The organism is Candidatus Njordibacter sp. Uisw_058, assembly GCF_047730065.1.
Taxonomy (GTDB): Bacteria; Pseudomonadota; Gammaproteobacteria; order Pseudomonadales; family Balneatricaceae; genus Njordibacter.
Window position 1 is genome coordinate 2,864,865 of record NZ_CP159829.1, and the last position, 24,149, is coordinate 2,889,013.

Consider the following 24,149-nt stretch of genomic DNA (forward strand, 5'->3'; position numbering starts at 1 on the left):
ACAGGGGCTAACTCGGCATGTGTCTAGACTGAATATCAAACCAAGGCTCGCTCTAAATCGGCAATAAGGTCTTCAATAGCCTCACAGCCTATAGAAAATCGTAATAAGTCATCTGGCACTGGACTGGTAGGGCCTTCTATGAGGGCCCTATGCTCTACAAGGCTTTCAACGCCACCCAAAGATGTGGCTCTAACCATCAATTGTAGCTTGCCCATGATGATGGCAGTTTGTTCACGTCCGCCCTTAAATCGAATGGATAACATGCCACCAAAACCGTTCTTACACTGCTGCTTAGCAATGTTATGCTGCGGGTGGCTAGGTAACCCAGGGTACATCACCTCTATGACCTGAGGGTGGTTATGGAAATGTTCGGCAAAGGCTTGGGCATTGCTACTGGCGCGCTCAACACGTAAATGCAAGGTGCGCATGCCTCGCAGTAATAACCAACTCGAGAATGGGCTCAGAATACCACCTAGTTGTGCTCGGATATTACAAATACGCTGCCACCGTTGGTCTTGTTGAGCGCAAGTGACTACTCCTGCAACCACGTCTGAATGGCCATTCAGGTATTTGGTAGCTGAATGAAAAACCAGATCGGCACCTAGCTCAATGGGTTTGCACAGTAGTGGCGTTAATACCGTAGCATCTACGACTAACTGTGCGTTAGCTGTGTGAGCCACTTGTGCTGCAGCGGCAATATCTACCACTTGCCAGGTGGGGTTTGCAGGTGACTCAAGCCAAACCATGTGGGTTGGTTTGGCGACCACTACACGAGCTAAGTCGGTAGCATCGTCAGCATCATAAAAAACCAGCTCAATACCCCAGTCATTGCAAAAATCCACCATCCATGCCCGTAATGACCAATACATAACCGTGGGCGCAACCAATCGTTGACCAGGGCGCAATGATTGCACTATAGCAGTAGCTGCCGCCATGCCAGACCCAAACAAGCGGCTTGCTTGGCCGCCCTCTAACCTACAGATCACAGCTTCAGCTTGCTCACTATTGTCACTATGATCACGAGCATAGGTGCGAGATGCGTTGTATAGCTCGCCTTGTTCGTCACGGGCATAGGTAGAGCTAGGTTGTATTGGCGGCACAACAGCACCAGAGCGAGTGTCTAGGTAATGGCCAGCGTGGGAAAGGAGGCTAGCGTCTTGATTTTTTGGCATGCAAGGTCCATAGGTAGCAATATTACGTATAGGCGATTATGAACCGCAGATATAATTTAAGCTAATAGTTTGCGCTTACAAAAAAAGATGGGCTAAGCAACTTACCAGAGTCTAACTCCGCATGTGTCGAGATTGGGGATCAAATAAGACTTTGGTAAATAGTGTGGCAGCGCGCATTTCACCCAAAATTTCAATCTCAAATGCTGCGCCATCAACAATCATATTGGTGGGTACAAAACCCAGAGCAACAGATTTTTTACTAAAGTGCGCATAGCCACCTGAAGTCACAAAACCCACTACCGTTCCATCTTTCCAAATGGGTTCATCTGCCACCACATCAGCATCAATAGCATCGACTATAAAACTTACCAGCCTGCGTTTTGGGGGCTCTACTAACTCTGCGAGGGCAGCCGCCTTACCAATATAATCTGGCTGTTTATGGTAATCCAAAAAGCGGTCTAACCCGGTTTCCATGGGGGTGTAATCTGGTTTATATTCGCGCATCCATGCACCAAACGATTTTTCTAAGCGCAAGCTCATCATCGCACGCATACCAAAAGGTTTAAGATTAAAGGCCACACCTGCCTCAGCTAAGGTATGGTACAAGCTGACCTGCTGCTCAGCAGGCACATATATTTCATAGCCCAAATCACCCGTATAACTCACCCGCTGAACTATAGCGTCACATTGACCGACTTCTATTTTTTGTACAGACAAAAATGGCATGGCGTTATTGGAGACGTCGAATCGAGTGCATTGTGCGAGCAATTCGCGCGCCTTTGGACCTGCTATTTGAAAGCCAATACGACTCATAGATACATTCTTAAGTTCCACATTAAGTGCTGGAAGGTACCGTTCAAACCAACGCATATGTAGGTCTTGAGCACCAAAAGAAGCCGTGAGTTGATACTCGTGATGAGCAATATGGGAAATGGTAAAGTCCCCCATAAGCTTCCCCAAAGGACTCAGCATAGGACTTAGGGTTATGCGTCCCAGAGCAGGTAATTTGCCTGCCATAACACCATCCAACCATGCCTGCGCACCTTTACCTTTGACTAGATATTTACCAAAATTATGCACTTCATTAATACCCACTGAAGTACGCACAGCATGGCATTCATTACCAATGGCAGTAAATGCGTTGGAACGTCTAAAACTGGGTGTTTCTAATAATGGCTCTCCTTCAGGGGCAAAATAATTCACATGTTCCATGCCATAACCTTGGCCAAAAACTGCCCTTTGTTGCTGCCATATCGAATAAGCTGGCGTCGTATTAAGTGGCCGGCCAGCCGGAAGCTCTTCATTGGGATAAGAAATACTAAAGCGTTTTTGATAATTTTCCCGCACCTTATTACGGGTATAGGCCTTGGTACAAAAATCACCATAACGAGCCACGTCCATGGCAAATATATCTCGGGATGGCTCGCCATGTACCATCCATTCTGCCAGGCTCAGACCCACACCACCACCTTGGCTAAAGCCAGCCATCACGGCACAACAGGACCAATAGTTTTGTAGCCCAGGGACCGGACCAACTAAAGGATTACCATCAGGTGCAAAAGTAAATGGCCCATTGACGATAGTCTTTATGCCTGCAGTTTCTAAACAAGGAAAACGTTTAAAAGTAAACTCAAGAGAGTCGCTAATGCGGTCTAATTTATTGTCCAACAACTCATGACCGAAGTCCCAACGAGTGCCGTCTAGGGCCCAAGGGTCACAATCTTGTTCATAAATACCAATCACCAAACCTTTACCTTCTTGGCGCAGATAGCTCTCTCCAGCAGGGTCCATGACGTGGGGTAGTTCCGCATCTCTGGTAAATACTTCAGGCAAATCATCGGTGATCAAATATTGATGTTCCATAGGATGAAGAGGCAGGAATACACCGACCATTTCACCCAATTCTCGGGCCCATAAGCCACCTGCATTAACCACATGCTCCGCATGGATCATGCCATTTTTAGTGGTTATATCCCAACTGCCATTTGGACGTTGCTTGAGGTCAGTGACTGGGTTTCTTAAGTAAATTTCTGCACCTTGAATTTGTGCCGCTTTAGCGTAAGCATGCGTTGTGCCAGAAGGGTCTAAATGGCCATCAAGTGGGTCATATAAGGCCCCTAAAATACCTTGAGTATTTACAATTGGGCTTAGTTTTTTGATTTCCTCTGGGCTAATGATGTGCGTGTCCAAACCCATATGTCGATGCATGGCCCGTGCGGCTTTAATAAAGTCCATACGTTCAGGACTATCCGCTAGAGTAATGCCACCCACATGATGTAAACCACAGTTTAAGCCTGTAAGGGCTTCCAACTCTTTATAGAGCTTAATGGTATAACCTTGCAGAGCTGCCATATTTGGGTCGGCATTGAGGGTGTGAAAGCCACCTGCAGCATGCCATGTAGAACCAGACGTCAACTCCGAACGCTCTATCAGACAAATATCTGACCAGCCTAACTTAGTCAGGTGATAAAGTACTGAGCAGCCCACGACGCCCCCGCCAATAACAGCTACTTGAACATGAGTCTTCATACTGATACATCCTTTTATTAGGACCCTGGCACAGCTCCACCCTCGTGGGTGCGACGTTGCACAAAGTCGGTCAGTTCATCGTCTATAGAAGACTCCAATTTAGGCTCTTCATAATCTTGCAACATCTGCTTCCAAATTTTATTAGCCCTTTGTGTCGCATCTAAAGCTCCGGCATCACGCCAGTTTTCAAAGTTAGACCAATTGGATAATAAGGGGGAATAAAACGCCTTCTCATATCGGGACATGGTATGGGGTGAAGCAAAAAAGTGACTGCCAGGCCCCACTTCTGCAATAGCATCAACTGCTAAGGCCTCACTATTAGTCTCCATGGGCTGCAAAAAAGCTTGATGCATTTGAATCATTTCTGCATCAAGAATAATTTTTTCATAGGAAGTACATAAGCCTCCTTCAAGCCATCCTAAGCCATGTAAAACGTAGTTCACTTGACCTAACATACAAGCCCATAATGACATTTGGGACTCATATGCAGCCTGTGCGTCGGGAGCGTTAGAGGCGTTAGCGTTTGACGCACGGAAGGGAATGCCATACTTGCGTGCGAGTTGACCAGACACAATAGTGGCTTGGCTGTATTCTGGAGTACCAAACGCAGGTGAGCCAGATTTCATATCTACGTTAGAGGTAAAGCTACCATACATCGCAGGTGCTCCTGGGTTCACACATTGATGAAAGGCTAAACCTGCTAAACACTCCGCATTTTGCTGCACTAAGGCACCCGCCATGGTGATGGGTGCCATGGCCCCAGCAAGAGTAAAGGGGGTATAGATGACGGGTTGGTTATTTTCGGCCATAACAATGGCCCCTTCCAATAAGGCCCCGTCATAAATTAATGGTGAATTGGAATTCACAACTGTATGCATGCAGGGCTGTTGCAGCAAGGTTGCATGATCAATACCACGAGCTATGCGCACGATATCAATGACATCCTGCATACGTTGTCGGCCTAGGGCATAACCCCCTATAGGTTTAGTCGTCAGACGCGCCATGGCCGCCCCCGCCACAAGATGGCGAGTATTGACAGGCACATCACAGGGCTCTACAGGAAAACCAGCCTGCAATTGGACACTGTTCAGGCTTTCACCTAAGCGTAATAAGTTACAAAAGTCATCATAATTCCCAGTCACACGACCTCTGTCCAAATCTGACACATTAGGTGTGCTAGCTACCATCGCAAAAGCCGTTGAGTTGCCTCCCATGGTTAGATGACGGTCTGGTCGACGTCCATGCAGCATAAATGATTTAGGCGTTGTGGCAATGGTCTGCATGAGCCAATCTGGATCGAACCTAACTCGGAGTCCATCTGCATCAACCATGGCACCGGCACGACGTAAAATGTCCACCGCTCTTGGTGACTGAAAATCCATCCCCACTTTACATAAAAGCTTGAGTGAAGCCTGATGAATGTCATCTAGCTGAGATTCATCCATCAACTCCATGGGCGCATATGGATTACACATTTGTCTAGAGGGCGCTTGGTTGACAGCACCACTAGAACGCGTTGATTGCGCGCGATTAGCACGAGAGCGTCTCATTAATCCACCATAGACTTGCTATAAAAAGTCATCATAGGGTATTGTCACCTTAGTGAATAATTAATAATTTAGTCACTAACTATGAAATTATTTGATATATGTTACGCCTACAACTAAGCCACTATCGAGTGGTCCAGGCGGTTCGGATTCATGGCACCGTATCAGCTGCAGCCCAAGCCTTAGGGCTAACTCAACCCGCCTTAAGCCATCAAATCGCTGAGGCTGAGCGGCGCTTAGGTACTAAATTATTTGCTCGTGTGGGCAGGCGTTTGAGGCTAACTTCTGCAGGAGATCTGCTCGCCACCAGTGCGGATACCATTCTTATGGAAGCGGGTTTAGCTGAAGCTACCCTTATTGGAAAGCCTGGTGCAACACCAGGTGAGGTGATTCGTATTGGTACTTTTGCCTATAACAGCTATCGCTGGCTGCCCTTATTTTTAAAACAACTGCAGCATCAATGGCCTAATTTATATTTTGAGTTCATTACTGACACCACCAAGGTGCCGATACGAAGTGTATTAGATGGCGATGTAGATATTGCCATAAGTGCAGGTAATCTGAGTTCCAGCCGAACTAAAGTGTTCTCTCTTTTTAATGATGAACTACTGGCCATATCTGCCCTAGGCTACCCCACAGCCGCTCAAAACTATATGCTTGCAGCAGACTTTTTGGATGACCCGTTTATCACTTATTCAACCATTTATGAAACGGGGTTTGAGGAAGAACTTTTATGGCGTCCAGCAGGTCGCAGACCATTAAACTACTTAAGAGCGGGCAACACAGAAGCTGTTATAGAGATGGTCAAGGCTGGCTTTGGACGGTCTATTTTAAGCCGCTGGGCTGTCCAACCATACCTTGATAAGGGTCAGTTAGTGGCATTAAGTGTCACTAAACAGGGCATGCCCGTCAAATGGAGTGCTGTGGTGCGCAAAAGTCACCAGCATGGCAAATTACTAGAGGCTGTGTGTGAGCAGTTACAAACTTGGTGTCAGATCAATTTCACCCATTTTGGCACACAGTAAAAATAGGCTAGAAAGCCCAGGGCAATCTCATTACCACCAGCACACCTTTATAGATTGAGTTGTTTTTCAACACTAGTCGACACAGCCACCTTACCATCAGCGCTATAACTTTGGCTGCGACTCTCGATATGAGGTAATTCATATAAATAGTTAACCATCATACCTGCCGATTGCTTCACCCCATTATCAGACGTATCTGCCATCCAGTTGAGCCGTTCCAATTTAGCCCCATTACTAAGGTGAAAATGGGCCACAGGGTCTCGAGCATGTTTGTCATTGCGCTTTTGTTTTTGTTCAACAAGGTAGTGCGCCGCCAATTTTTGTAGCTGCTCAGGTGAGCTAGACATTGAGTCCTCCCACAATAAATCAGACTCCTTAACAGCATCCATACTATCTAACCAACGACAAAAACCAGGGATGGGTGAAAGCGTCGCAAACTGCTTGAGTTGAGGAAATTCTTGCTGCAGTTTTTTAACCACACTCTTGATTAGAAAGTTACCAAAACTGATGCCTGAGAGACCTTTTTGCGCATTAGAGATAGAGTAAAATATGGCTGTATCTGCAAGGCGAATATCTTCTAATGGTGCCGACTCATCGAGCAGTGCTTGAACATTACTCGCCATGCCTTTGACCAGCGCAACCTCTACAAATATGAGAGGTTCGTCTGGCATATTAGGATGAAAGAAGGCAAAACAACGGCGATCTGAATCAAGACGGTTTTTAAGATCCGCCCAGCTTTGTATCGCATGCACAGCCTCATAGGCAATCAACTTCTCTAACAACTCTGCACTGGAACCCCAGTTTATTTCCTCCAGTTGCAACAAACCAACATCAAACCATGCACCTAAAAGACGCTTTAAATCTACCTCGAGGGGTGCAAGGTTAGGGTGCTCACGGCGCAATCGAAGTACTTCAGCGCGCATATCCACTAAAAATTTTACGCCTTGGGGGAGCTCGTTGAACTGTGTCAGTAATTTCATTCTAGGGGGTTCAAGGGCACTACGAAGCTGTGCCTCTAACATGCGCCGTTGATCTGAATTTGCACTCAACCAAGACTCAATTACTGCAGTCAGGTGCACCTCATCAACAGAGTAGTTGTCTGCCATCAAACACAAAAAACGAACTCGCCCCGCATCATTTAAATCTAAGAAACGTCGGCCTAGTTCGGCTGCTCGAGAACGGGCAGCCACTTCGCCACCATTATCTTTAAGGCAGGCATCCATCCAAGTCAACAGCACTTTTTCATCTGCGTTATTCAATTCAGGATCAAGTGATAGTTTCTCTAACGCATCAAACTGTGGTTGGGCATCACGCCAGAATGGCACCCATCGTCGAATGGTCTTATGGAATAATTGATTCGCCAATTGCTGCATGTGATCTTTTCTCCTCAGGTAAACCAAGCCGTAGTATCAAAGCTTTGGCTCGAGTTGGAGGTTTAATTTATGCCCACACTGTAACACCATTATCAGTTCTCCATATCAAGTCGACCCATGGGTCGCACAGACCCATGACCAGATTAAACTACCGAGTGATTTGGGATATTTGTGCGGAGAGGGAATCAGGATTCTTTCGAATATGTTTTTATAGATTTAAAGATATAACAAATCATGGGTGCTACAAAACAGCATACTGGGTCTAAAAAAAGAAAGATCTCTTTAAAGAGTTAGGCACAAAAAATCTATCCACTTAGCGAAAAAGCAGGAAAAATTTGACCTCATTAAGCCAAGAACATGCAGCAAAAATACTGCGTGGGCTTATTGGGCCATATCGTCTTTAATGGCTGCTTCCGCTTTTCTGTCAGCTCGATCCTGTTGACGCTTCGGCTCGCCATACCGAAATTCTATAAAAGTTAACACAAGGCCTATCATCATGATAATGAACACAAATATGGCGATAGGAAACAAGTTATCAGAAATCATGATTGGTTTCTCCTTGCCAATAGGCTAGACAACTTGAAGTAAATACCAAAGGAAAGGATAGAAGGTACCCATATTGCAGTGAACAATCCTTCTAATTGCTTACCTTCGAACCAGAGCAGTCCAGATACTGCAAAGGACACCGCAACCGCCAGCATGATGAAAAAATCTGATAATTTGAACATACTAATTTCCTTACTTATTGAGTTAACTTTGGTCCAACTAAAGGCCCGGTTTAGCCCTCATTCAATCCGGTGAAATCCAACTGCTGCTAGCAATAGTCCAGCAATCGTAAACGCTGCAGGGATGCGCACTCCAACAATACCAAAGACATCAATCATCGATGGTATGAAGCTTATGAATCCAAGTGGCACCCACAAAAAAAATGGAGTTGCAACGACTACACCAACCCAGCCAGCAATCCTTAAAGGAGAAAGGCTTTGCTGCTCGTCATTGGATAGCGATGCTTGTCTATCGTCATTTACAGTCACTGTTTTGATTTCCATTTTATTCTGACACAATCAACTATATACACACAATACTAGTTTTCACTAGGACGTACGCTTTTTGCATTTAGTGTCTTAAATTAATTTATCGAGCCAGCATTATACATTAGTAATCAACTTTGGTTGATAACTTTTTTAATTAGATACTGATACCTTAATAGCAACGCTAAGCTTGGCAATAGGGCCGACAGAGGGGTATTAAAACGGTAGTATAATTATAAAGTTAGGCCATCAAGGGGTGATGTCCTAGCTTGTTTTTGCAACACTATCATAGCAGCGGACTCAGTAACGCCCCTTTAAAAACCACCTTAGGCAGCTCGCTTTAGTGGTGCAGAAATATTATGGCAAGCTAGGTGCTAAGTGGCTAGCCTACCATCAAGGTATAAAAGAGCATCGTCTTGGCGTACATTAATTCCCATTGTTGTACCCACAGACATAGCCGTGTGTTTGCGAGTCTTCGCTTTAATGACTACATTGGCGGCTAATTCGAGCGTCACAATACCATCAACCCCTAGGTGCTCGATTTTTTTGATGATGCCCACTCCAACGTTGTCTGCCGTCTGGTTGACCAAAGAGATATGCTCTGGCCTGATGCCCAGTTGATAGAGTAGGGCATTACTCTCACTCGGTGATGGCTGAGTTAAGCTCAGGGCATCGGTTTCTAGCGTACCTTGGCGAACTTCAAGGTTAATCATGTTCATCGGTGGTGAACCTATAAAATAGCCTACAAAATCATTTTGTGGGCGTAAGAATAGCTCCTCAGGTGTGCCTGACTGCTGTAATAAACCATCTTTCATCACCACAATCTCATCAGCAAAACTCATGGCTTCGCTTTGATCGTGGGTCACCAAGATCATAGTTACGCCTGTTTGCCGGTTAATTTCCCGCAACTTACGCCGCAGCATAAATTTCATTTGCGGGTCAATCACTGTTAATGGCTCATCCAACAGAATGGCGCTAACATCTTCCCGCACTAAGCCCCGTCCCAAAGAGATCAATTGCTTTTGATCAGCACTGAGCTTACGTGCAGGCATATCTAAGGCATAATCCAAATCTAACAGCGTGGCCACTTCTGCCACCCGTTGCCTGATGCGCGACGGTGAAACGCCACGGCATTCCAGCGGAAAGGCTAAATTCTGCCTGACTGTTTTAGTCGAATAGATGACTGGAAACTGAAACACTTGAGCAATATTACGCTCAGATGTAGGGATGTTAGTCACATCCTCCCCGTCAAACAATAAGCGCCCATGTAATGGCGCGACCAGCCCCGATATAATATTGAGCATAGTGGTCTTGCCACAGCCTGAAGGACCCAACAAAGCGTATGTTTTACCATCTTGCCAAGTCAGATTAACTGGCTTTAAAGCATAGTCATGCTCGCCTTTGGGATCAGCTAAATAGCTGTGCCCAAGGTTTTCCAATACAATTTTAGCCATCTTGGTTATTCCTGAGTGTTATATTGCCACCATCTGGTGCAAACAACATGATGTGTTCTGACCGGATTGAAACGCTGATGTCATTGCCCGCTGCAAAAGCTTCAATACCATCAACCATCATGATGGCACGACCAAAATCAAAATCGAGGTGAATGATCGTTTGTGATCCACTAAATTCTGACAAGCCTATCTGCGCATTAAATGCACCAACTGGCTCAATTGCATCAGGCCGCAAAGCAATGGTCACTGGGCCATCTGCTGGTAACAGCAAGCCTTCACTGGGGGCCAAATGCCCTTCACTGAAGTAAAGGCTATTATCACGCACAAAGCCTGAGATGAAGGAGATCGGTGGATCACTGATGACGCTTGCCGTATCTTTGGTGGGTGGGTGTGCAAATAAATCGGCAGGTGCGCCACTGGCGATAACCCTACCGTCATGCATGACGATCATCGTGTTACCCAATTCCATGGCCTCACGAGGCTCTGTGGTTGTGTACAAGATGACACTCTCAACATTGTCAGCCACCAGCCTTGGAAACTCCTCACGCAGCTGCTCACGCAGTTTATAGTCTAGGTTTGCCAAGGGTTCGTCTAGCATCAAGATGCGTGACTGTTTAACCATGGCGCGGGCCAGAGCCACACGTTGTTGCTGGCCACCAGAGAGCTGTGCTGGCCGACGTTGGAAAAATTCTCCTAGGCCAACCGTTTCAAGCATCTGGCTAGCAAGCACTTGTGCCTCAGCTTTTTTCTTGCCTTGGCGGCGCAGCGGAAAGGCCACATTATCCAGCACACTTAAGTGCGGGTAATTAATAAACTGCTGGTACACAAGAGACATATTTCGGGCCCTGATGGGCCGCTCAGTAATATCCTCTTCATCCAATTTTACAGTGCCAACAGTCAAAGGGTTGAGCCCCATTAGGGCTCGCAGAAGTTCAGTCTTGCCCGCACCTGTGCGGCCTAAGATGGTATAAATTTTGCCAGCCTCAAAAAGAAATGAGACATCGTCCAAAGTAACTTTGGCATCAGCAGTTGTGAGATGATCAATCTGAAGCATAATAATTACCTAATGGCCCCCGACATGGTGCCACGTGACATGTAACGTTCTACGATGACTGCAACACAAGCCAAAGGTGCGACTGAAATTAGGGCAAAGGCTGACAGGGACCACCACGGAGTCACTGAGGAATTGAGCGAAACGATAGACACGGGTAAAAGCTGAGTCTCTGTAAACGTCAGGGTAAAGGCAAAGAAAAAGTCGTTCCATCCAAAAATTAAGCAAAACATGCCTGCAACAACTAATCCAGGTACAGAATTTGGTAAAATCACACGGAAGAAAGCACCAATGGGACTGCAGCCATCCGTCATGGCCATTTCATCTAACTCTTTGGGAATGCCCGAAAAAAAGTCGGTCATAACCCACACTGCTATTGGCAGCAATAGAGCGATGTAAACTAAAACCAAACCAAAGATAGTATCCAGTGCACCCAGTTCTTTAAGCATTAGAAAGAATGGAATTGCCAACACAATAGGTGGCATGATGCGCTGAGAGATAAAGAAAAAAGTAATATCAGAATTCTTTACAAAGCCTAAGCGATACTCAAAACGGGACAGACCATAGGCGGCTAGTGTGCCAAGAATTAAACTCACCAAACTGGCAATCAAGGTCACCACTGCAGAATCGATAAATGGGCCAATGATATTGATGCCCTGAGATCCAGTGGTAAATAGTGACGTCCAGCCCTGAGTCGATGGTTCAAAATCGACCCAAGGAATATAAGTTGCGCCACTGGTAATGGCATTAGCATCTTTAAAAGAAGTCGTGAGTGCCCAGAGAAATGGAAACACTACAAAAATTGACCAACCAAGTAAAAAAATAGTTTTAAGGGTGTGGTAGAACTTATTCATTTTATTCGTCCTTCCCGACCAGCGTTCGTAACAGAAGTTTCGCAATAATAGTGAGACTGATAATCATGATGATTAGATAAACCAACGACAGAGCCGCAGAATAACCGATTTGAAAATCTCGCAATCCACGTATGTAGATGTAATAGGACGAGGTCTCAGTTGCCGTCCCTGGCCCACCTGAAGTCAGCACGTAAACGGTATCCATAATCTTGGATGCTTCTATAAGTCGGATAATCAATGCACCAATGGTTATGGGTGCCATCAGTGGAAAAGTAACCTGCCAGAAGGTTCGCCATGTGCCCGCCCCATCTATGGCTGCTGCTAAATAAGGTTCTTTGGGTAGCGATACCAAACCCGCTAACAGGAGCAGGAACATAAAGGGTGTCCATTGCCAAACTTCTACAATTAGCACACTGATAAATGCCCCAGTTGCGCTCGAGAGCCACGGCACAGGACCCACGCCAAACGCACTTAAAATGTCATTTACGGGGCCTAGGCTTTCATGAAATACAGTACGCCAAATAACTGACATCACCACCGGGGTGGTCATCATTGGAATAAGGAATAATACCCGCAATAAGCGGCCTCCCCGCACCTGTTTCCAAACAGCTAAGGCCAATGCAAAACCTAAGGTATATTGCAAAGATACGGAAATGATTGATAGTAGGGATAGGCGCTGAAGGCTTTGCCAGAAGCGCTGGTCCTCGAACACACGGACGTAGTTACTGCCGCCAATAAAATCGAGTCCTGACTGGAAAACATCCCAGCTTGAAAAGCTAACTCGAACTGTGAATAAAAGTGGGAAAAGAATGATGGCTACCAAAGTTAAAAGTGCTGGTAGCAAAAAGAAGTGTTTTGAAGATAACATTATAGTTTTTCCGAGATTGTTGGTGGGCGCCAAGAGGCGCCCACCCTACAGCATCAACCTTCGTTGTCTTCAAGCTTAACAACGTTGGCATAGGCTTCACGCAACCGATCTTTACCAATACGATCAGTGATTTCAGCCCATTCTTTGGCTACACCATCTAGCGCTTCTTGAGCAGATTTCTGACCTGCCATTGCCTCAGCAACACCATTAGCCATGGATGACATGAACTGACTTACACCAGGAACACGCAAGTCAAACACACGGTTTTGACTTTGCTCCATGTTCGACAAAGTCGAAACATAGGATTCAGCTGTCTTGTCTTCCCAGCCCTGTCCTTTCCAGAAGTCTACATCTAAATGCTCGTCACGGTAAGGATTAACTCCAAAGCGACCAATCTGTAAGTCGTGCTTGGCGTTAGCTTCGTTAGAGAAGAAACACAAGAAGTCAAAAGCCATATCCTGCTCTTCTGACATTGACGAGACAGCTGAAGACCAGCCCCAAGTCATATAAGGTGCACGGTTTGGCGTAGCAAATGTGTCCCACTTTTCTGTATCACGGTTCCAAACTTCTCCAGCACCAGGCAGTGGCGCTGCAGCAACCATATTACGGATGCGACTGTCAGCTTGGTTGGCCTGAACGTAGGCATCATCCCAGCTGTAGCTCATCAAGGTTTGGCCACCACCGAATGAGAAGATCTCATCGCCAAGTCCAAAGTTATTGCCTCCTGGTGGGAAGCTTTTTTGTGCATCAACAAACAGCTTCAAACCACGAACGAAACCTGGTGAGTTAATCAATGGCTCCATCGTTTCTAGATCAAAGAAGAAACCACCTTTAACATCTGGGTGCTTCGCATAGGGAGCGGCACGGCTGATGAACGCAGAGAACATCAGATCGTCACGCTTGGCTACTTCAGCTGAGCCATAGTTTAGCTCGCCATCACCATCCCAATCGCTGTCATTAAAGTAAGCAGCAACTTTGTTATAGTCTTCCCAAGTCTCTGGCACGACTAGCTCACTGCCTGTATCAGCTAGGAACTTTGCCTGCACATCAGCATTATCAAAGATATCGGTACGATACTTAAGGTAATGACGATCACCATCCATTGGATACTGAATCATCTGGCCATTCCAAGTAGCAACACCAGTAAAACTATCAGTCACGTCTGCCATGCCGGTTGAATCAATGTACTTCTGTGGCACAGGCTCTAAAAAGCGATTAAAGTCGCCAATCCAAAGTGATGCGTAGAACAATACGTCATATGCGTTTTGCTCACTTTGAAAAGGAATCATTATACGCTGAAACAAGTCACCAAAAGGCACGTGAACCACGTTCACTTCGGCACCTGTAAGTTTTGCAAACTGTTCAGCGTGCAAAGCTGTTGGCTCGCCAATAACAGGAATTGCGTGGGTGATCACATTCAGTGAACGTCCAGAATAATCCTTAGCGTCAATAGCTTCGTAGCTACATGTGCCTGGTAAATCCTTCTCAATACCAAATTGTGAATAGTCCTTTGCCATCGCTGGCGATGCTGCCGCAACAGCGAGCGCCAGTACCGACGCTGGACCAATAAACTTATTTATTTTTATCATACTATACTCCAGTTTAGTTTAATTTTTTGATTCAGTTTAGGGAATCAGAACCGCTCGGCCGCTGATCTTACCTTCATGTAAATCACGCAAAGCAACATTAGCGTCCCTAAGCGAGTATTCTTGGGTCGTCAGATCTACTAAGCCTCGATGAGCTAACTCCATGAGTTCAGTCAGTTCAGCCCACGTGCCTACTAGGTTACCGATGATATTTTTTTCCGTGATGACTAAGTCAACAGTTGGAACTTGAATATCTTCACCATACCCCACTACATAGTAACTACCCGCAGCTCGGGTCATTTCCAAACCCTTGCGGGTTGTGCCTTTTTCACCAACAAAGTCGAGTACCGCTTGAGCACCCTTGCCTTTGGTTAGTGATAAAACTGCTTCAACTTCGCCACCATCAGCTTGCACTAAATAGTTAGCGCCACACTTGCCAGCAAGCTCAAGTGATTTAGCTGAGGTGTCCACCACAATAATTTCTGCGGCACACATGGCGCGCAAAACTTGAATGGCAATATGACCTAATCCACCCGCTCCAATCACCACACAATATTCGCCTGGCAATAAGTGCCGCGTGGCTTTTTTCGCTGCTCTATAGGCGGTTAGGCCTGCATCTGAATAGGGTGCGACTTCTTTGGGTAATAATGAGTCAGGTAATTTGATGATGTTACGCTCAGAGGTGACTAATGCCTCCGCATAACCCCCGTCTGAATCAAGTCCAGGAAAAGTGCCTTCGCCATGCATGTCTTCTCCACGACGACACGCAATACAGGTACCGTTAGAAATCTTTGGATGCACAATAACAGGGTCGCCTTTTTTCAGTCCTTGAACCTCTGGACCCACATCCTCAACCCAACCGGCATTTTCATGACCCAAGATGAGGGGTAACAGCTGATCTCCGGTCGGGTCCATGTGTGGACGCCAAACACCTTCTATCACGTGCAGGTCTGTGCGACAGACACCCGCTCCACCAATACGTACGATCACGTCAGACCCCTTGGTAATGGTAGGATCAGGTACGTCTTTGTACTCAACCCAAGTCGATGCTGTTAGATCGTCATCATATGTATGTAGAACTTGCGCCTTCATGTAAATCTCCAAAAATAATACGCTGTGTTTGATATATGTCGTTAATATACCGACAAACTTTTACAATCCGTGCATCATGGGTGTTCAATTTTTGCCAAACTATGGTTTTTATGTGTTCAAAAATTGAGCATTTTCATAAATTTCCTTTATTTATGGCGCATTAATTGGCATATTATTGGGCTAATTGGGAGATTATTTTGCAAACAGCATTTGAAAAAGCGCGCAAAGGCCTCGAGCTGAATGGCAAATTCGCTTATGGCGCCATGCCATCGCCTATTGCCGATAGCTGGAAACGCTGCGTAAGGCTTGGCCTAGACCCCGTCAGCAAACCAGAGGAGTGTGTAGTATCTCACACAGACCTGCAACAACGCCGTGATAAGTTAGATCTTGTTATGCGTTTAGCTCGACCTGAGCTAGAGCTACTCAGCGCACAAATTGCTGGGCCTAATTTCTTATTAGCTTTTGCTGACAGCGATGGTGTCATCCTAGATCGCATTGTGGATAACGAGTTTAGTCAGTCAAATTGTGGTAAGAGCATCATTCCTGGATCTATTTGGAGTGAGGAAATCCGTGGTACCAATGCCCTCGGACTAGCTCTGCACAGTGGGGTACCCTGCAATGTCACTGGTCCAGAACACTTTTTTTCTAACGAAGGTAGAGTGTCATGCTTGTCAGCACCTATATTTGACAGTGGTGGTGAATTAATCGGTTTGATCGATGCCTCTTCAGAGGTCACTGTACGCCAATACCACACCCTAGCTTTGGTAAATTTAGCAGCCCAAAATGTAGAAAACCGACTGTTCGTAGACGATCATCGTGGTCACCATATTATCCAATTTCATCCGCGGCAAGAATACCTCCAAACCCAGAATGTGGCCATGATTGCCTTTAATCAGGATGGTGAGATTACCGGCGCTAACCGCCGCACAAGTGAGCTTTTAACAGGCCTAAAACTGACGAGCACGCCCAAGTTTGAAGACGTATTTATGGGCCAGTTCCGCTCCCTCATTGGGCGCATTTGTAAGGGTGAAGTGGTACAGATTAAAGACTGGCTGCATTCTGGGTATTTTGCCCGCCTCAGACTCACACATAGTGTTAAAGCCTCACTTTCAAAAACACAGTTTTTTTTGCCGGCTGATCCAATTTATCACTTACGCCAAGCAACTGAAAACTCAACGACAGGACGCATTTTCAAGGATGAAGCCCTTAGGCATAATCTCAGATTAGGCAAAAAATCAGCTCAGCAAGGTCTTTCTGTGATGATCTTGGGAGAAAAGGGCACAGGCAAGAATACCATTGCTGAAGAAATGCATGAGCAGTTGCATGCAAGTCAAAGCTTTATCATGGTTGATTGCTCAACAGTAGATGTGACTTCAGTTGAGAGCCAACTAATTGCACAAATGAAATCCAAGTCTGAATCTGGTGATCTGGCTCCTGATAAAATTGACCTCAATAAAGGCGGCACCCTTTACCTAGACAGAATTGATCAGTTGCCCCCTGACATTGCTCCCATGCTCAACACATTATTGAATCGAGTCATGCAAAGACGTAACCCACTGTTGGGTGATGGCGAGTGGGTCATCCTTAGCAGTGCTCATACAGATGAAGTTAAGGCTACTTCAAAAGGGCCACTTGGACCTCTAATAAAACGTCTTTCAGGATTCTCACTGTTCTTGCCCAAACTAAATCACCGATCTGATTTTCAGCATGTTTGCAATGCGATGCTAGGGTCAATTTCACCTCAGCATGCCTTATCAAACTGCGCCATTGACGCACTGAGGAAAAGCTCTAGCATTGATAACTTATCTGATTTAGATTGGAGTTCGCGCACCCTTGCCTCTCAGCATCATGAGGGTATTATACGCGCTGAGGGTGTCACTCGAATTTTAGGGCATCATGAATTTGATATCGTCGCCTGCCCTCGTTGCACTGGCCAAATGGCTAAGGAAGTGCAATGCCTCGAAATTCGGAAAATGATTCGCGAATGTACAGGCAATGTTGCCCTCGCTGCAAGACAACTTGGGGTGGCGCGCAATACGGTTTACGCTCACTCCATTGACTAAGGCTGACGCCATAGACGCTGCTTCTCATAACCGTCACAGACCCAACTGCTCCAAACTTTAAATCTCAGAGCGCCCTAACAAGGTGCTCAGCGCAGAAAACTCATGAGCAAGTAGATGGCAAGCAGAACCGCAACCCAAAGAACCATGCTACCTGCAGGGTGATCACGGGAAAGTAAACTGCTTGGACCTTCATGCCTTTGCGCTAGATAGTTTAAACCTGAATCTAATTTGGCCAGAAAACTGCGACGCATCATGCCATCGATCTTCCAAATAGTGGCAAACAAACGACCTAATAATAAACGGAAAAAACGTCGATAAGTCCAATCAAAATCCAGAGTAATAGTGAGTGTTCGTTTCATCAAAGGAAGCATAATAAAAAAAGCAAAACCTGAGAATAACAACAGCTGCAACATCTGCACAACGTGAGTCACAGTATAAGGCACATAAGTGACCTCGTAAGGTAACATTGCATATAAATATTCTGGCCAAATTCCAAGACCGATACAAATACTTGCAAACAGGATCATTGCTAATCTCATACTCCAAGGAGGATCTGAGGGACGCAAACCTGAATCTTTTTGGAAAAATACAAACCAGGGGAATTTGATTCCAGCGTGAAGGAAGACCCCAGCTGATGCAGCCATTAGCATAAACCAGACGAAAGTTAGACTTTCATCTGCAGCCGCTTGACTGATCATAGACTTACTGATAAATCCTGAGGTCAATGGGAATGAGGAAATCGACAGTGCACCAATAATACTGCAAAAGGCTGTCAGTGGCATACTCTGAAATAGGCCTCCTAAGTCAGTGCACTTGCGCCTGCCCGTCATGTAAAGAACGGATCCAGCCGACATGAGCAACAAGCCCTTGTAGATGATGTGTGTGAATGCGTGTGCAGCAACACCGTTCAACGCCATTTCCGTACCAATTCCCACGCCAGTCACCATAAAGCCCACTTGATTTACGATGCTGTAAGCGAGAATTCTGCGCATGTCATTTTCTAGCAGGGCATAAATAATGCCATAAAATATCATGAATACGCCGATAAAAATTAGCACTTCAGTGCCAGGGAAACCACGTAGCAAAACATATACAGCGGCTTTAGTGGTAAAAGCCGAAAGGAATACTGCGCCACTAAAAGAAGCTTCCGGATAGGCATCAGATAACCATGCTGATAAAGGGGGTGCAGCAGCGTTAATAAGGAAGCCCATGAGTATAAAAATGGTACCGAATGTATTAGGTTCCATGGCAGTAAATGCAGTCGAGCCAGTATCTACAATATGTGACAAAATGCCTATCAATAATAGTGTCCCACCGAAAACGTGGACGAAGAAATATCGCATTGAGATTTGATAAGAACGTTTGCCACCCGCCGAAAGAACAACGACTGTTGACGCAACAGCCATTATTTCCCAAAAAATAAACAGGCTTATTAGGTCTCCAGCAAAGACGACGCCAATGGCGCTGCCCGCATAGACAAATACTGAAACCAATTCCAATACTCGCTTTTGCTTGAGTGCAAACAAGCTTCCACCAAATGTCATTATAGAAAAAACAGTGGCGAAGAGGCGGCTTATTGAATCACTTTGAACAAAGGCAAGATTATAATCTAACAGAGGGAGAGTAGAGAAAGTGCCGTTTGGCAAACTCCATACTAGGTAAAGCGTTAACAACGGCAGCCCTAGTGTAAGCATAGGCCTTAGTCTTTGACCTATGATCGGAAGTAAGAATGCACCAATAATTAGCACCAGGCCTGGTGGGAAGTCACTCATTGTCATAATAGGTGTCCTTGCGCTTTAAAAGTAGACCAAGTGCCTTAGCAAAAAGTACCATGCTGATACAGGTCACAAGCGCAAACCAGGAAAAGAAGCCAAACGTGCCATCGATCTGAAAGTAAGGGTGAGCATGAATAAAAAAATCAGCCATGACGAGCAAAAATAATATAGCAATACCACCTCGCCAAAGTAAGCGTATGGTCTTTTCTCTAACGAGCCAATGCTTCTCTTGTTCATTCATACTTTTTCTCCACTCTGGGTTTTTAAGAGAAGGCCGTACACAATTCTTGTTAATAAACGGCAAGGATCAGATGCAAGTGAAAATACTATTGACGTTGATTTTTTATCGTTCTGAATATCTGGACACTGAGTCATTTGGTTAGTTTCCATGAGTCAATTGCTGGGGTTCTAAAATAGCAGAAGCCAATTCGTGAAGAGGGTTGGGGTAGATAAACAAGACCAAACAACCCAAGGCTGCAATACCTATTGCGATTAATGAAGCCATAGGCGCTTCTTTTATTTGAACTTTGGCAGCAGACTCTCCATGCTCATTTTTAGCTGGAATGTTAGAGAAAAAAGCGTGAAAAGGTATGGGCATCAAATAAGCAATATTGAGTAGTGAACTGAGCATTAGGATGGCCATAATGATTAATTGTTCAGTTTCTAATGTAGCCATTAACAAGTACCACTTGCTCCATGTTCCACCTGTGGGAGGCAAGCCGATAATGCTCAGACTACCAATAAAGAACGCCACCATAGTAAAAGGCATTTGCCTGCCCAGACCTCGCATTTCACTGATGTTACTTTTATGTGCAGCAACCAAAATTGCACCAGCACAAAAGAATAAAGTAATTTTTCCAAAGGCATGCATTGCGATATTCATTGAACTTGCAATAACGCCTGATGATGTGGCTAGGAGTACACCAATAGTAATATAGCCCAACTGGCTAACTGTTGAGTAAGCCAGCCTTGCTTTTAAATTGTCCTGTCGCATAGCAACGAATGAGGCAAGCAATACTGAAGCGCCAGCTAGGTATAGTAAAAACTGCGTAGTGGGCAAAACGACTAATAAATCGAGGCCAAAAATAAACACACCGACTTTCATTACGGTGAAAACACCCGCCTTAACTACAGCCACTGCATGCAGTAAGGCACTGACGGGGGTTGGTGCGACCATGGCAGCCGGCAGCCACCGATGGAAAGGCATAATGGCAGCCTTACCAATGCCAAAAATAAATAGGACTAAAATTATACCTAGCAAAGTCGTGTTTGCTTCTGCTGGAAATACGCCACCTGGAGTGAAATCTAGCCTACCAGCAACCACCCATGTACCAACAATTGCAAATAGAAAAAATGCTACAGAGGTGCCAAGTAAAATACCAAGATATGTTCGCCCACCCTTTTTTGCACCCTCTGTGCCCGAGTGAGTAACAAGAGGATAGGTGGAGAGTGTGAGTACCTCATAAAAGATAAACAGGGTAAACAAGTTATCTGCAAAGGCAACTCCCATGACACTACCTATGGCAATGGCAAAGCAACAAAAAAACCGTGTTTGATGGTCTTCATTATGGCCACGCATATAACCAATGGAATAGATGATAGTCACAAACCACAGAAAGCTTGCAATCAATGAAAATATCACCCCCAATGGTTCTACAGAAAAACTTACACTCAATCCAGGTAAAACTTGTAGCCAATGGACAGTGATAGTTTCACCAGCATCGACACCTAGATAAATAGTAACCACTGCATAAAACACCAGCACACTGGTACCAACACTAACCGCTTCTCTTAAGTTTTGATGGCGTCTTAACGCCACAATACCCAGGGTTGCAAAGATCGGTAAAAGGATACAGAACTGCAGCAATGTGGCTAGGGATAAATTCATGGGGCAACCCCAAATAAGCTCTGCGCTGCAGCAGTGGCAACTTCCACACTGAGGCGCGTATCAAGGCCAAAGTAGACGTTAGCACTAACAAGCATCCAAACGGGTAGCAAAAAGGCCATAGGCGCTTCTTTGACCTGCTCCTTACCTGCTATAGGTGCTATAGGTGCTTTAAAATAGGCCGTCTCGACAATACGCCAAACGTAGACGACGGCTAATAAAGACGCCAGTAAAACCAGACCCGCCACGGGCCACCAGCCCTTTTCAAGGGCCGCCACCACTAAATACCATTTACTCACAAAGCCCACAGTTAGAGGCACACCTATGAGGCTTAAGCCACCCACAACAATGGCTGCCATTGTTAATGGCATTTGACGCCCTAAACCCTGAAAATCTTTCAACTGGGTACTACCCACACGCAACATCACTGCACCTAAGGCCAGAAATAAAGCTCCCTTCATCAGTGCATGATTAAACACATGCAACAGCATGGCACTTAAGCCCGCGTTAGTGGACATGCTGAAGCCCACAATCATGTAACCAATCTGCGCCACACTAGAGTAAGCAAACACATGCTTTATATTATCTTGATAAATAGCCACGGTAGAGGCCACAAAGATACCTAACAAACCCAATGTTAAAAATACCATTTCCATAGGCAAGGTGGTAAAGGAAAACGACACCCCAAAAATTGAAAAGGTAAAGCGAATCAGCAAATATGCGGCCACCTTGGTCGAGGTTGCGGCAAAAAATGCAGTGACGATTGATGGTGCATGTGCGTAGGCATTGGGCAGCCATAAATGCAGAGGAAATAGAGCTAACTTTAGGCACACACCCACGATAAAAAACACATAAGCGGTGGTCACTGTGCGCGTCTCTGCAACTTCAGGTAAGCGAGTGGCAAGGTCAGCCATATTTAGGGTGCCGGTCATTTGATACATGAGACCGATACCGATAAGAATAAAAGTTGCACCTATGGTGCCCATAATCAGATATTGAAAAGAGGCCCACAGGGCACGTCTATCTCGACCCAACGCGATTAAGGAATATGCAGACAAAGATGAAATTTCTAGGAACACAAATACGTTAAAGGCGTCGCCAGTAGTCACGATGCCCAGCATACCCGTTAAAGATAGTAGGTAGAGAATATAAAATAGCGTGTGCTTTTCTTGGGGAATTTCTTTTTCTATGCTGGTTTGGGCAGCCACCAGCACCACAGTGCTGACTCCAGAAATAATAAGGGCAATAAAGGCATTCAGCTTATCAATGCGATATTCGATACCCCATGGTGGGCTCCAACCGCCTAGTTCATAACTAATAGTGCCCGTCTGCATGACTTGCTGCAGCAAAAGAATACTAATAATAAATGCGATCGCACTGGCTAGTAGCGTAAACATCCACACCAGTTGTGGCCTTCTTAAAATCAAGCAGGCAGGGGCCGCCATGAGCGGCACAATGACTTGTAATATGGGGAGGTGCGCTAACACGACTGAGACTCCTTGTCTTGATTGTCCATAGCTTGGATTTCATCTTCATCAATGGTGCCATAGGCTTCTTTAAGCCTAATGGTTAAGGCAAGCCCCAATGCAGTGGTTGCTATACCGACCACGATTGCCGTAAGAATGAGCACATGAGGCAATGGGTTTGAGTAGAGCGTGATGCTTTCTTGCCAGATCGGCGCAGTACCACCCTCAACCTTTCCCAGGCTGATGTAAAAAATAAAGACCGACGTCTGAAAAATGTTCAGCCCCACAATTTTTTTGATGAGGTGGCCATGGGCGATGATGATGTAAAAGCCAATCATCATCAACACAATCACAATCCAATAGTTATAAAGGCCCAGTATCATGCTCATAGGGACTCACCTTTTTTCGCCTGTTGATATTCACTGCGTCCAGCGAAACTAAAGAAGATCATAATCATAACTGACGCCACCGTAACGCCTACGCCCAGCTCAATTAAGAGAATGCCTAAGTGCTGCCCCGCAATGGGGTCGGCAGACAACACATCATAATCCAAAAAACTGCCGCCATTGAGCATCGATACCACGCCCACACTGCCATAGATCAACACCCCAACGGCGGATAATAGCTGCACCAAGGGTTGTCTAATAACGCGGCGTGCTACGCTAAGTCCAAACAACATGGCATATAAAATAATGCCTGCAGCAAATATAACCCCTGCTTGGAAGCCACCACCGGGGCCAAAATCACCATGAAATTGCACATAAAATGCATACAGTAGAATAAATGGGATTAAGGTTTTTATGACCACTCGTAAAATCAGATGTTTCTCATGCATAGAATCATTAATAGCTTCAATGGCAGTATCATCCTCTGGCCGCCGCACGACCGACAATAGGGCTAACACCCCAATACCCGCTGTGAATATAACCGTGACCTCACCAAAGGTATCAAAGCCTCTATAACTTGCCAGAACCGATGTCACCATATTAGGCACACCGATTTCCTGCATGGAATATAAAATATAACGAGGACCAACATGGTTCTGAACAGGGGCATCAACAGATCCAAAATACGGCATATCAAAGGTGCCATAAATGAGTAGACCACCCGTCACCATGACCACAAACAAAGCCAGCATTGGCTTATGACTCGCCTCATGCTCTGTGCGGCCAGTCATGGCCACAGTGGTTAACATTAATAAGGTGGAAATACCTGCGCCCACAGAGGCTTCAGTAAACGCAACATCAACCGCATCCAAAGTCACAAAAAAACTGGCAGAGACAAGTCCATAAATACCCGCCAGCATAACGACAGCAAACATATCTTTGATTTGGTTAATGGCAATGGCAATGCCCACTAAAAGCGTTAGTAAGACAAT

Annotated in this window: 20 protein-coding genes; 2 read left to right on the forward strand and 18 right to left on the reverse strand. The window is 45.5% G+C overall.

The annotated features are described in order from the left end of the window. Positions 1–35: 35 nt before the first annotated feature. The 3 genes from ABXT59_RS13465 to ABXT59_RS13475 form a co-directional block, all read right to left on the reverse strand. Entirely contained in the window at positions 36–1,172 is a 1,137-nt protein-coding gene (locus ABXT59_RS13465; RefSeq protein WP_443636722.1) for a trans-sulfuration enzyme family protein, read from the reverse strand. 111 nt (positions 1,173–1,283) lie between these two features. Beyond that, the gene (locus ABXT59_RS13470) at positions 1,284–3,701 is read right to left on the reverse strand and encodes a GcvT family protein (protein ID WP_443636723.1); all 2,418 of its coding nucleotides are present in this window, start codon (positions 3,699–3,701) and stop codon (positions 1,284–1,286) included. A 17-nt stretch (positions 3,702–3,718) separates the two neighbouring features. Beyond that, on the reverse strand, positions 3,719–5,251 hold the full coding sequence (locus tag ABXT59_RS13475; protein ID WP_443636724.1) for a trimethylamine methyltransferase family protein: 1,533 nt from the start codon (positions 5,249–5,251) through the stop codon (positions 3,719–3,721). A 98-nt stretch (positions 5,252–5,349) separates the two neighbouring features. Between ABXT59_RS13475 and ABXT59_RS13480 the strand changes: the two genes are divergently transcribed. Next, positions 5,350–6,273, forward strand: coding sequence for a LysR family transcriptional regulator (locus ABXT59_RS13480; RefSeq protein ID WP_443636725.1), 924 nt, complete (start codon positions 5,350–5,352; stop codon positions 6,271–6,273). 47 nt (positions 6,274–6,320) lie between these two features. Here the strand turns inward: ABXT59_RS13480 and ABXT59_RS13485 are convergent, their stop codons facing one another. The 9 genes from ABXT59_RS13485 to ABXT59_RS13525 all read right to left on the reverse strand — a co-directional run bounded on the left by ABXT59_RS13485 (position 6,321) and on the right by ABXT59_RS13525 (position 15,582). After that, positions 6,321–7,646: a malonyl-CoA decarboxylase gene (locus ABXT59_RS13485; protein WP_443636726.1), complete on the reverse strand. Its 1,326-nt coding sequence runs from the start codon at positions 7,644–7,646 to the stop codon at positions 6,321–6,323. A 381-nt stretch (positions 7,647–8,027) separates the two neighbouring features. Then, entirely contained in the window at positions 8,028–8,192 is a 165-nt protein-coding gene (locus ABXT59_RS13490) for a hypothetical protein (protein WP_443636727.1), read from the reverse strand. Positions 8,193–8,431: 239 nt separating this feature from the next. Continuing rightward, the gene (locus ABXT59_RS13495) at positions 8,432–8,680 is read right to left on the reverse strand and encodes a hypothetical protein (protein ID WP_443636728.1); all 249 of its coding nucleotides are present in this window, start codon (positions 8,678–8,680) and stop codon (positions 8,432–8,434) included. Between the two features lie 371 nt (positions 8,681–9,051). Next, positions 9,052–10,131 carry an ABC transporter ATP-binding protein gene (locus tag ABXT59_RS13500; protein WP_443636729.1) on the reverse strand — a complete coding sequence of 360 codons (1,080 nt, stop codon included), beginning with the start codon at positions 10,129–10,131 and terminating at the stop codon, positions 9,052–9,054. Further along, positions 10,124–11,185, reverse strand: a complete 1,062-nt coding sequence (locus tag ABXT59_RS13505; RefSeq protein ID WP_443636730.1) for an ABC transporter ATP-binding protein — start codon at positions 11,183–11,185, stop codon at positions 10,124–10,126. Before ABXT59_RS13505 ends, ABXT59_RS13500 begins: the two co-directional genes overlap by 8 nt. Before the next feature lie 5 nt (positions 11,186–11,190). After that, positions 11,191–12,036 (reverse strand): carbohydrate ABC transporter permease, encoded by an 846-nt coding sequence (locus tag ABXT59_RS13510; RefSeq protein WP_443636731.1) that lies wholly within the window; start codon positions 12,034–12,036, stop codon positions 11,191–11,193. A gap of 1 nt (position 12,037) precedes the next feature. Further along, entirely contained in the window at positions 12,038–12,904 is an 867-nt protein-coding gene (locus tag ABXT59_RS13515; protein ID WP_443636732.1) for a carbohydrate ABC transporter permease, read from the reverse strand. A 53-nt stretch (positions 12,905–12,957) separates the two neighbouring features. Beyond that, positions 12,958–14,493 carry an ABC transporter substrate-binding protein gene (locus tag ABXT59_RS13520; protein ID WP_443636733.1) on the reverse strand — a complete coding sequence of 512 codons (1,536 nt, stop codon included), beginning with the start codon at positions 14,491–14,493 and terminating at the stop codon, positions 12,958–12,960. A 36-nt stretch (positions 14,494–14,529) separates the two neighbouring features. Further along, entirely contained in the window at positions 14,530–15,582 is a 1,053-nt protein-coding gene (locus ABXT59_RS13525) for an NAD(P)-dependent alcohol dehydrogenase (RefSeq protein ID WP_443636734.1), read from the reverse strand. Positions 15,583–15,779: 197 nt separating this feature from the next. Between ABXT59_RS13525 and ABXT59_RS13530 the strand changes: the two genes are divergently transcribed. Further along, a complete protein-coding gene (locus ABXT59_RS13530; protein WP_443636736.1) occupies positions 15,780–17,645 on the forward strand; it encodes a sigma-54-dependent Fis family transcriptional regulator in 1,866 nt (621 codons plus the stop codon). 86 nt (positions 17,646–17,731) lie between these two features. Here ABXT59_RS13530 and ABXT59_RS13535 read toward each other — a convergent pair whose 3' ends face one another. The 6 genes from ABXT59_RS13535 to ABXT59_RS13560 all read right to left on the reverse strand — a co-directional run bounded on the left by ABXT59_RS13535 (position 17,732) and on the right by ABXT59_RS13560 (position 24,128). Further along, positions 17,732–19,423, reverse strand: coding sequence for a Na(+)/H(+) antiporter subunit D (locus tag ABXT59_RS13535; protein WP_443636737.1), 1,692 nt, complete (start codon positions 19,421–19,423; stop codon positions 17,732–17,734). Further along, a complete protein-coding gene (locus tag ABXT59_RS13540) occupies positions 19,410–19,661 on the reverse strand; it encodes a hypothetical protein (RefSeq protein ID WP_443636739.1) in 252 nt (83 codons plus the stop codon). The genes ABXT59_RS13535 and ABXT59_RS13540 overlap by 14 nt, the downstream gene beginning before the upstream one ends. 138 nt (positions 19,662–19,799) lie before the next feature. Next, positions 19,800–21,308, reverse strand: a complete 1,509-nt coding sequence (locus ABXT59_RS13545) for a monovalent cation/H+ antiporter subunit D family protein (RefSeq protein ID WP_443636740.1) — start codon at positions 21,306–21,308, stop codon at positions 19,800–19,802. Continuing rightward, positions 21,305–22,792, reverse strand: coding sequence for a monovalent cation/H+ antiporter subunit D family protein (locus tag ABXT59_RS13550; RefSeq protein ID WP_443636741.1), 1,488 nt, complete (start codon positions 22,790–22,792; stop codon positions 21,305–21,307). Before ABXT59_RS13550 ends, ABXT59_RS13545 begins: the two co-directional genes overlap by 4 nt. Beyond that, a complete protein-coding gene (locus tag ABXT59_RS13555; protein WP_443636742.1) occupies positions 22,786–23,160 on the reverse strand; it encodes a cation:proton antiporter subunit C in 375 nt (124 codons plus the stop codon). Before ABXT59_RS13555 ends, ABXT59_RS13550 begins: the two co-directional genes overlap by 7 nt. Further along, positions 23,157–24,128: a Na(+)/H(+) antiporter subunit B gene (locus tag ABXT59_RS13560; RefSeq protein WP_443636743.1), complete on the reverse strand. Its 972-nt coding sequence runs from the start codon at positions 24,126–24,128 to the stop codon at positions 23,157–23,159. Before ABXT59_RS13560 ends, ABXT59_RS13555 begins: the two co-directional genes overlap by 4 nt. Positions 24,129–24,149 lie beyond the last annotated feature (21 nt).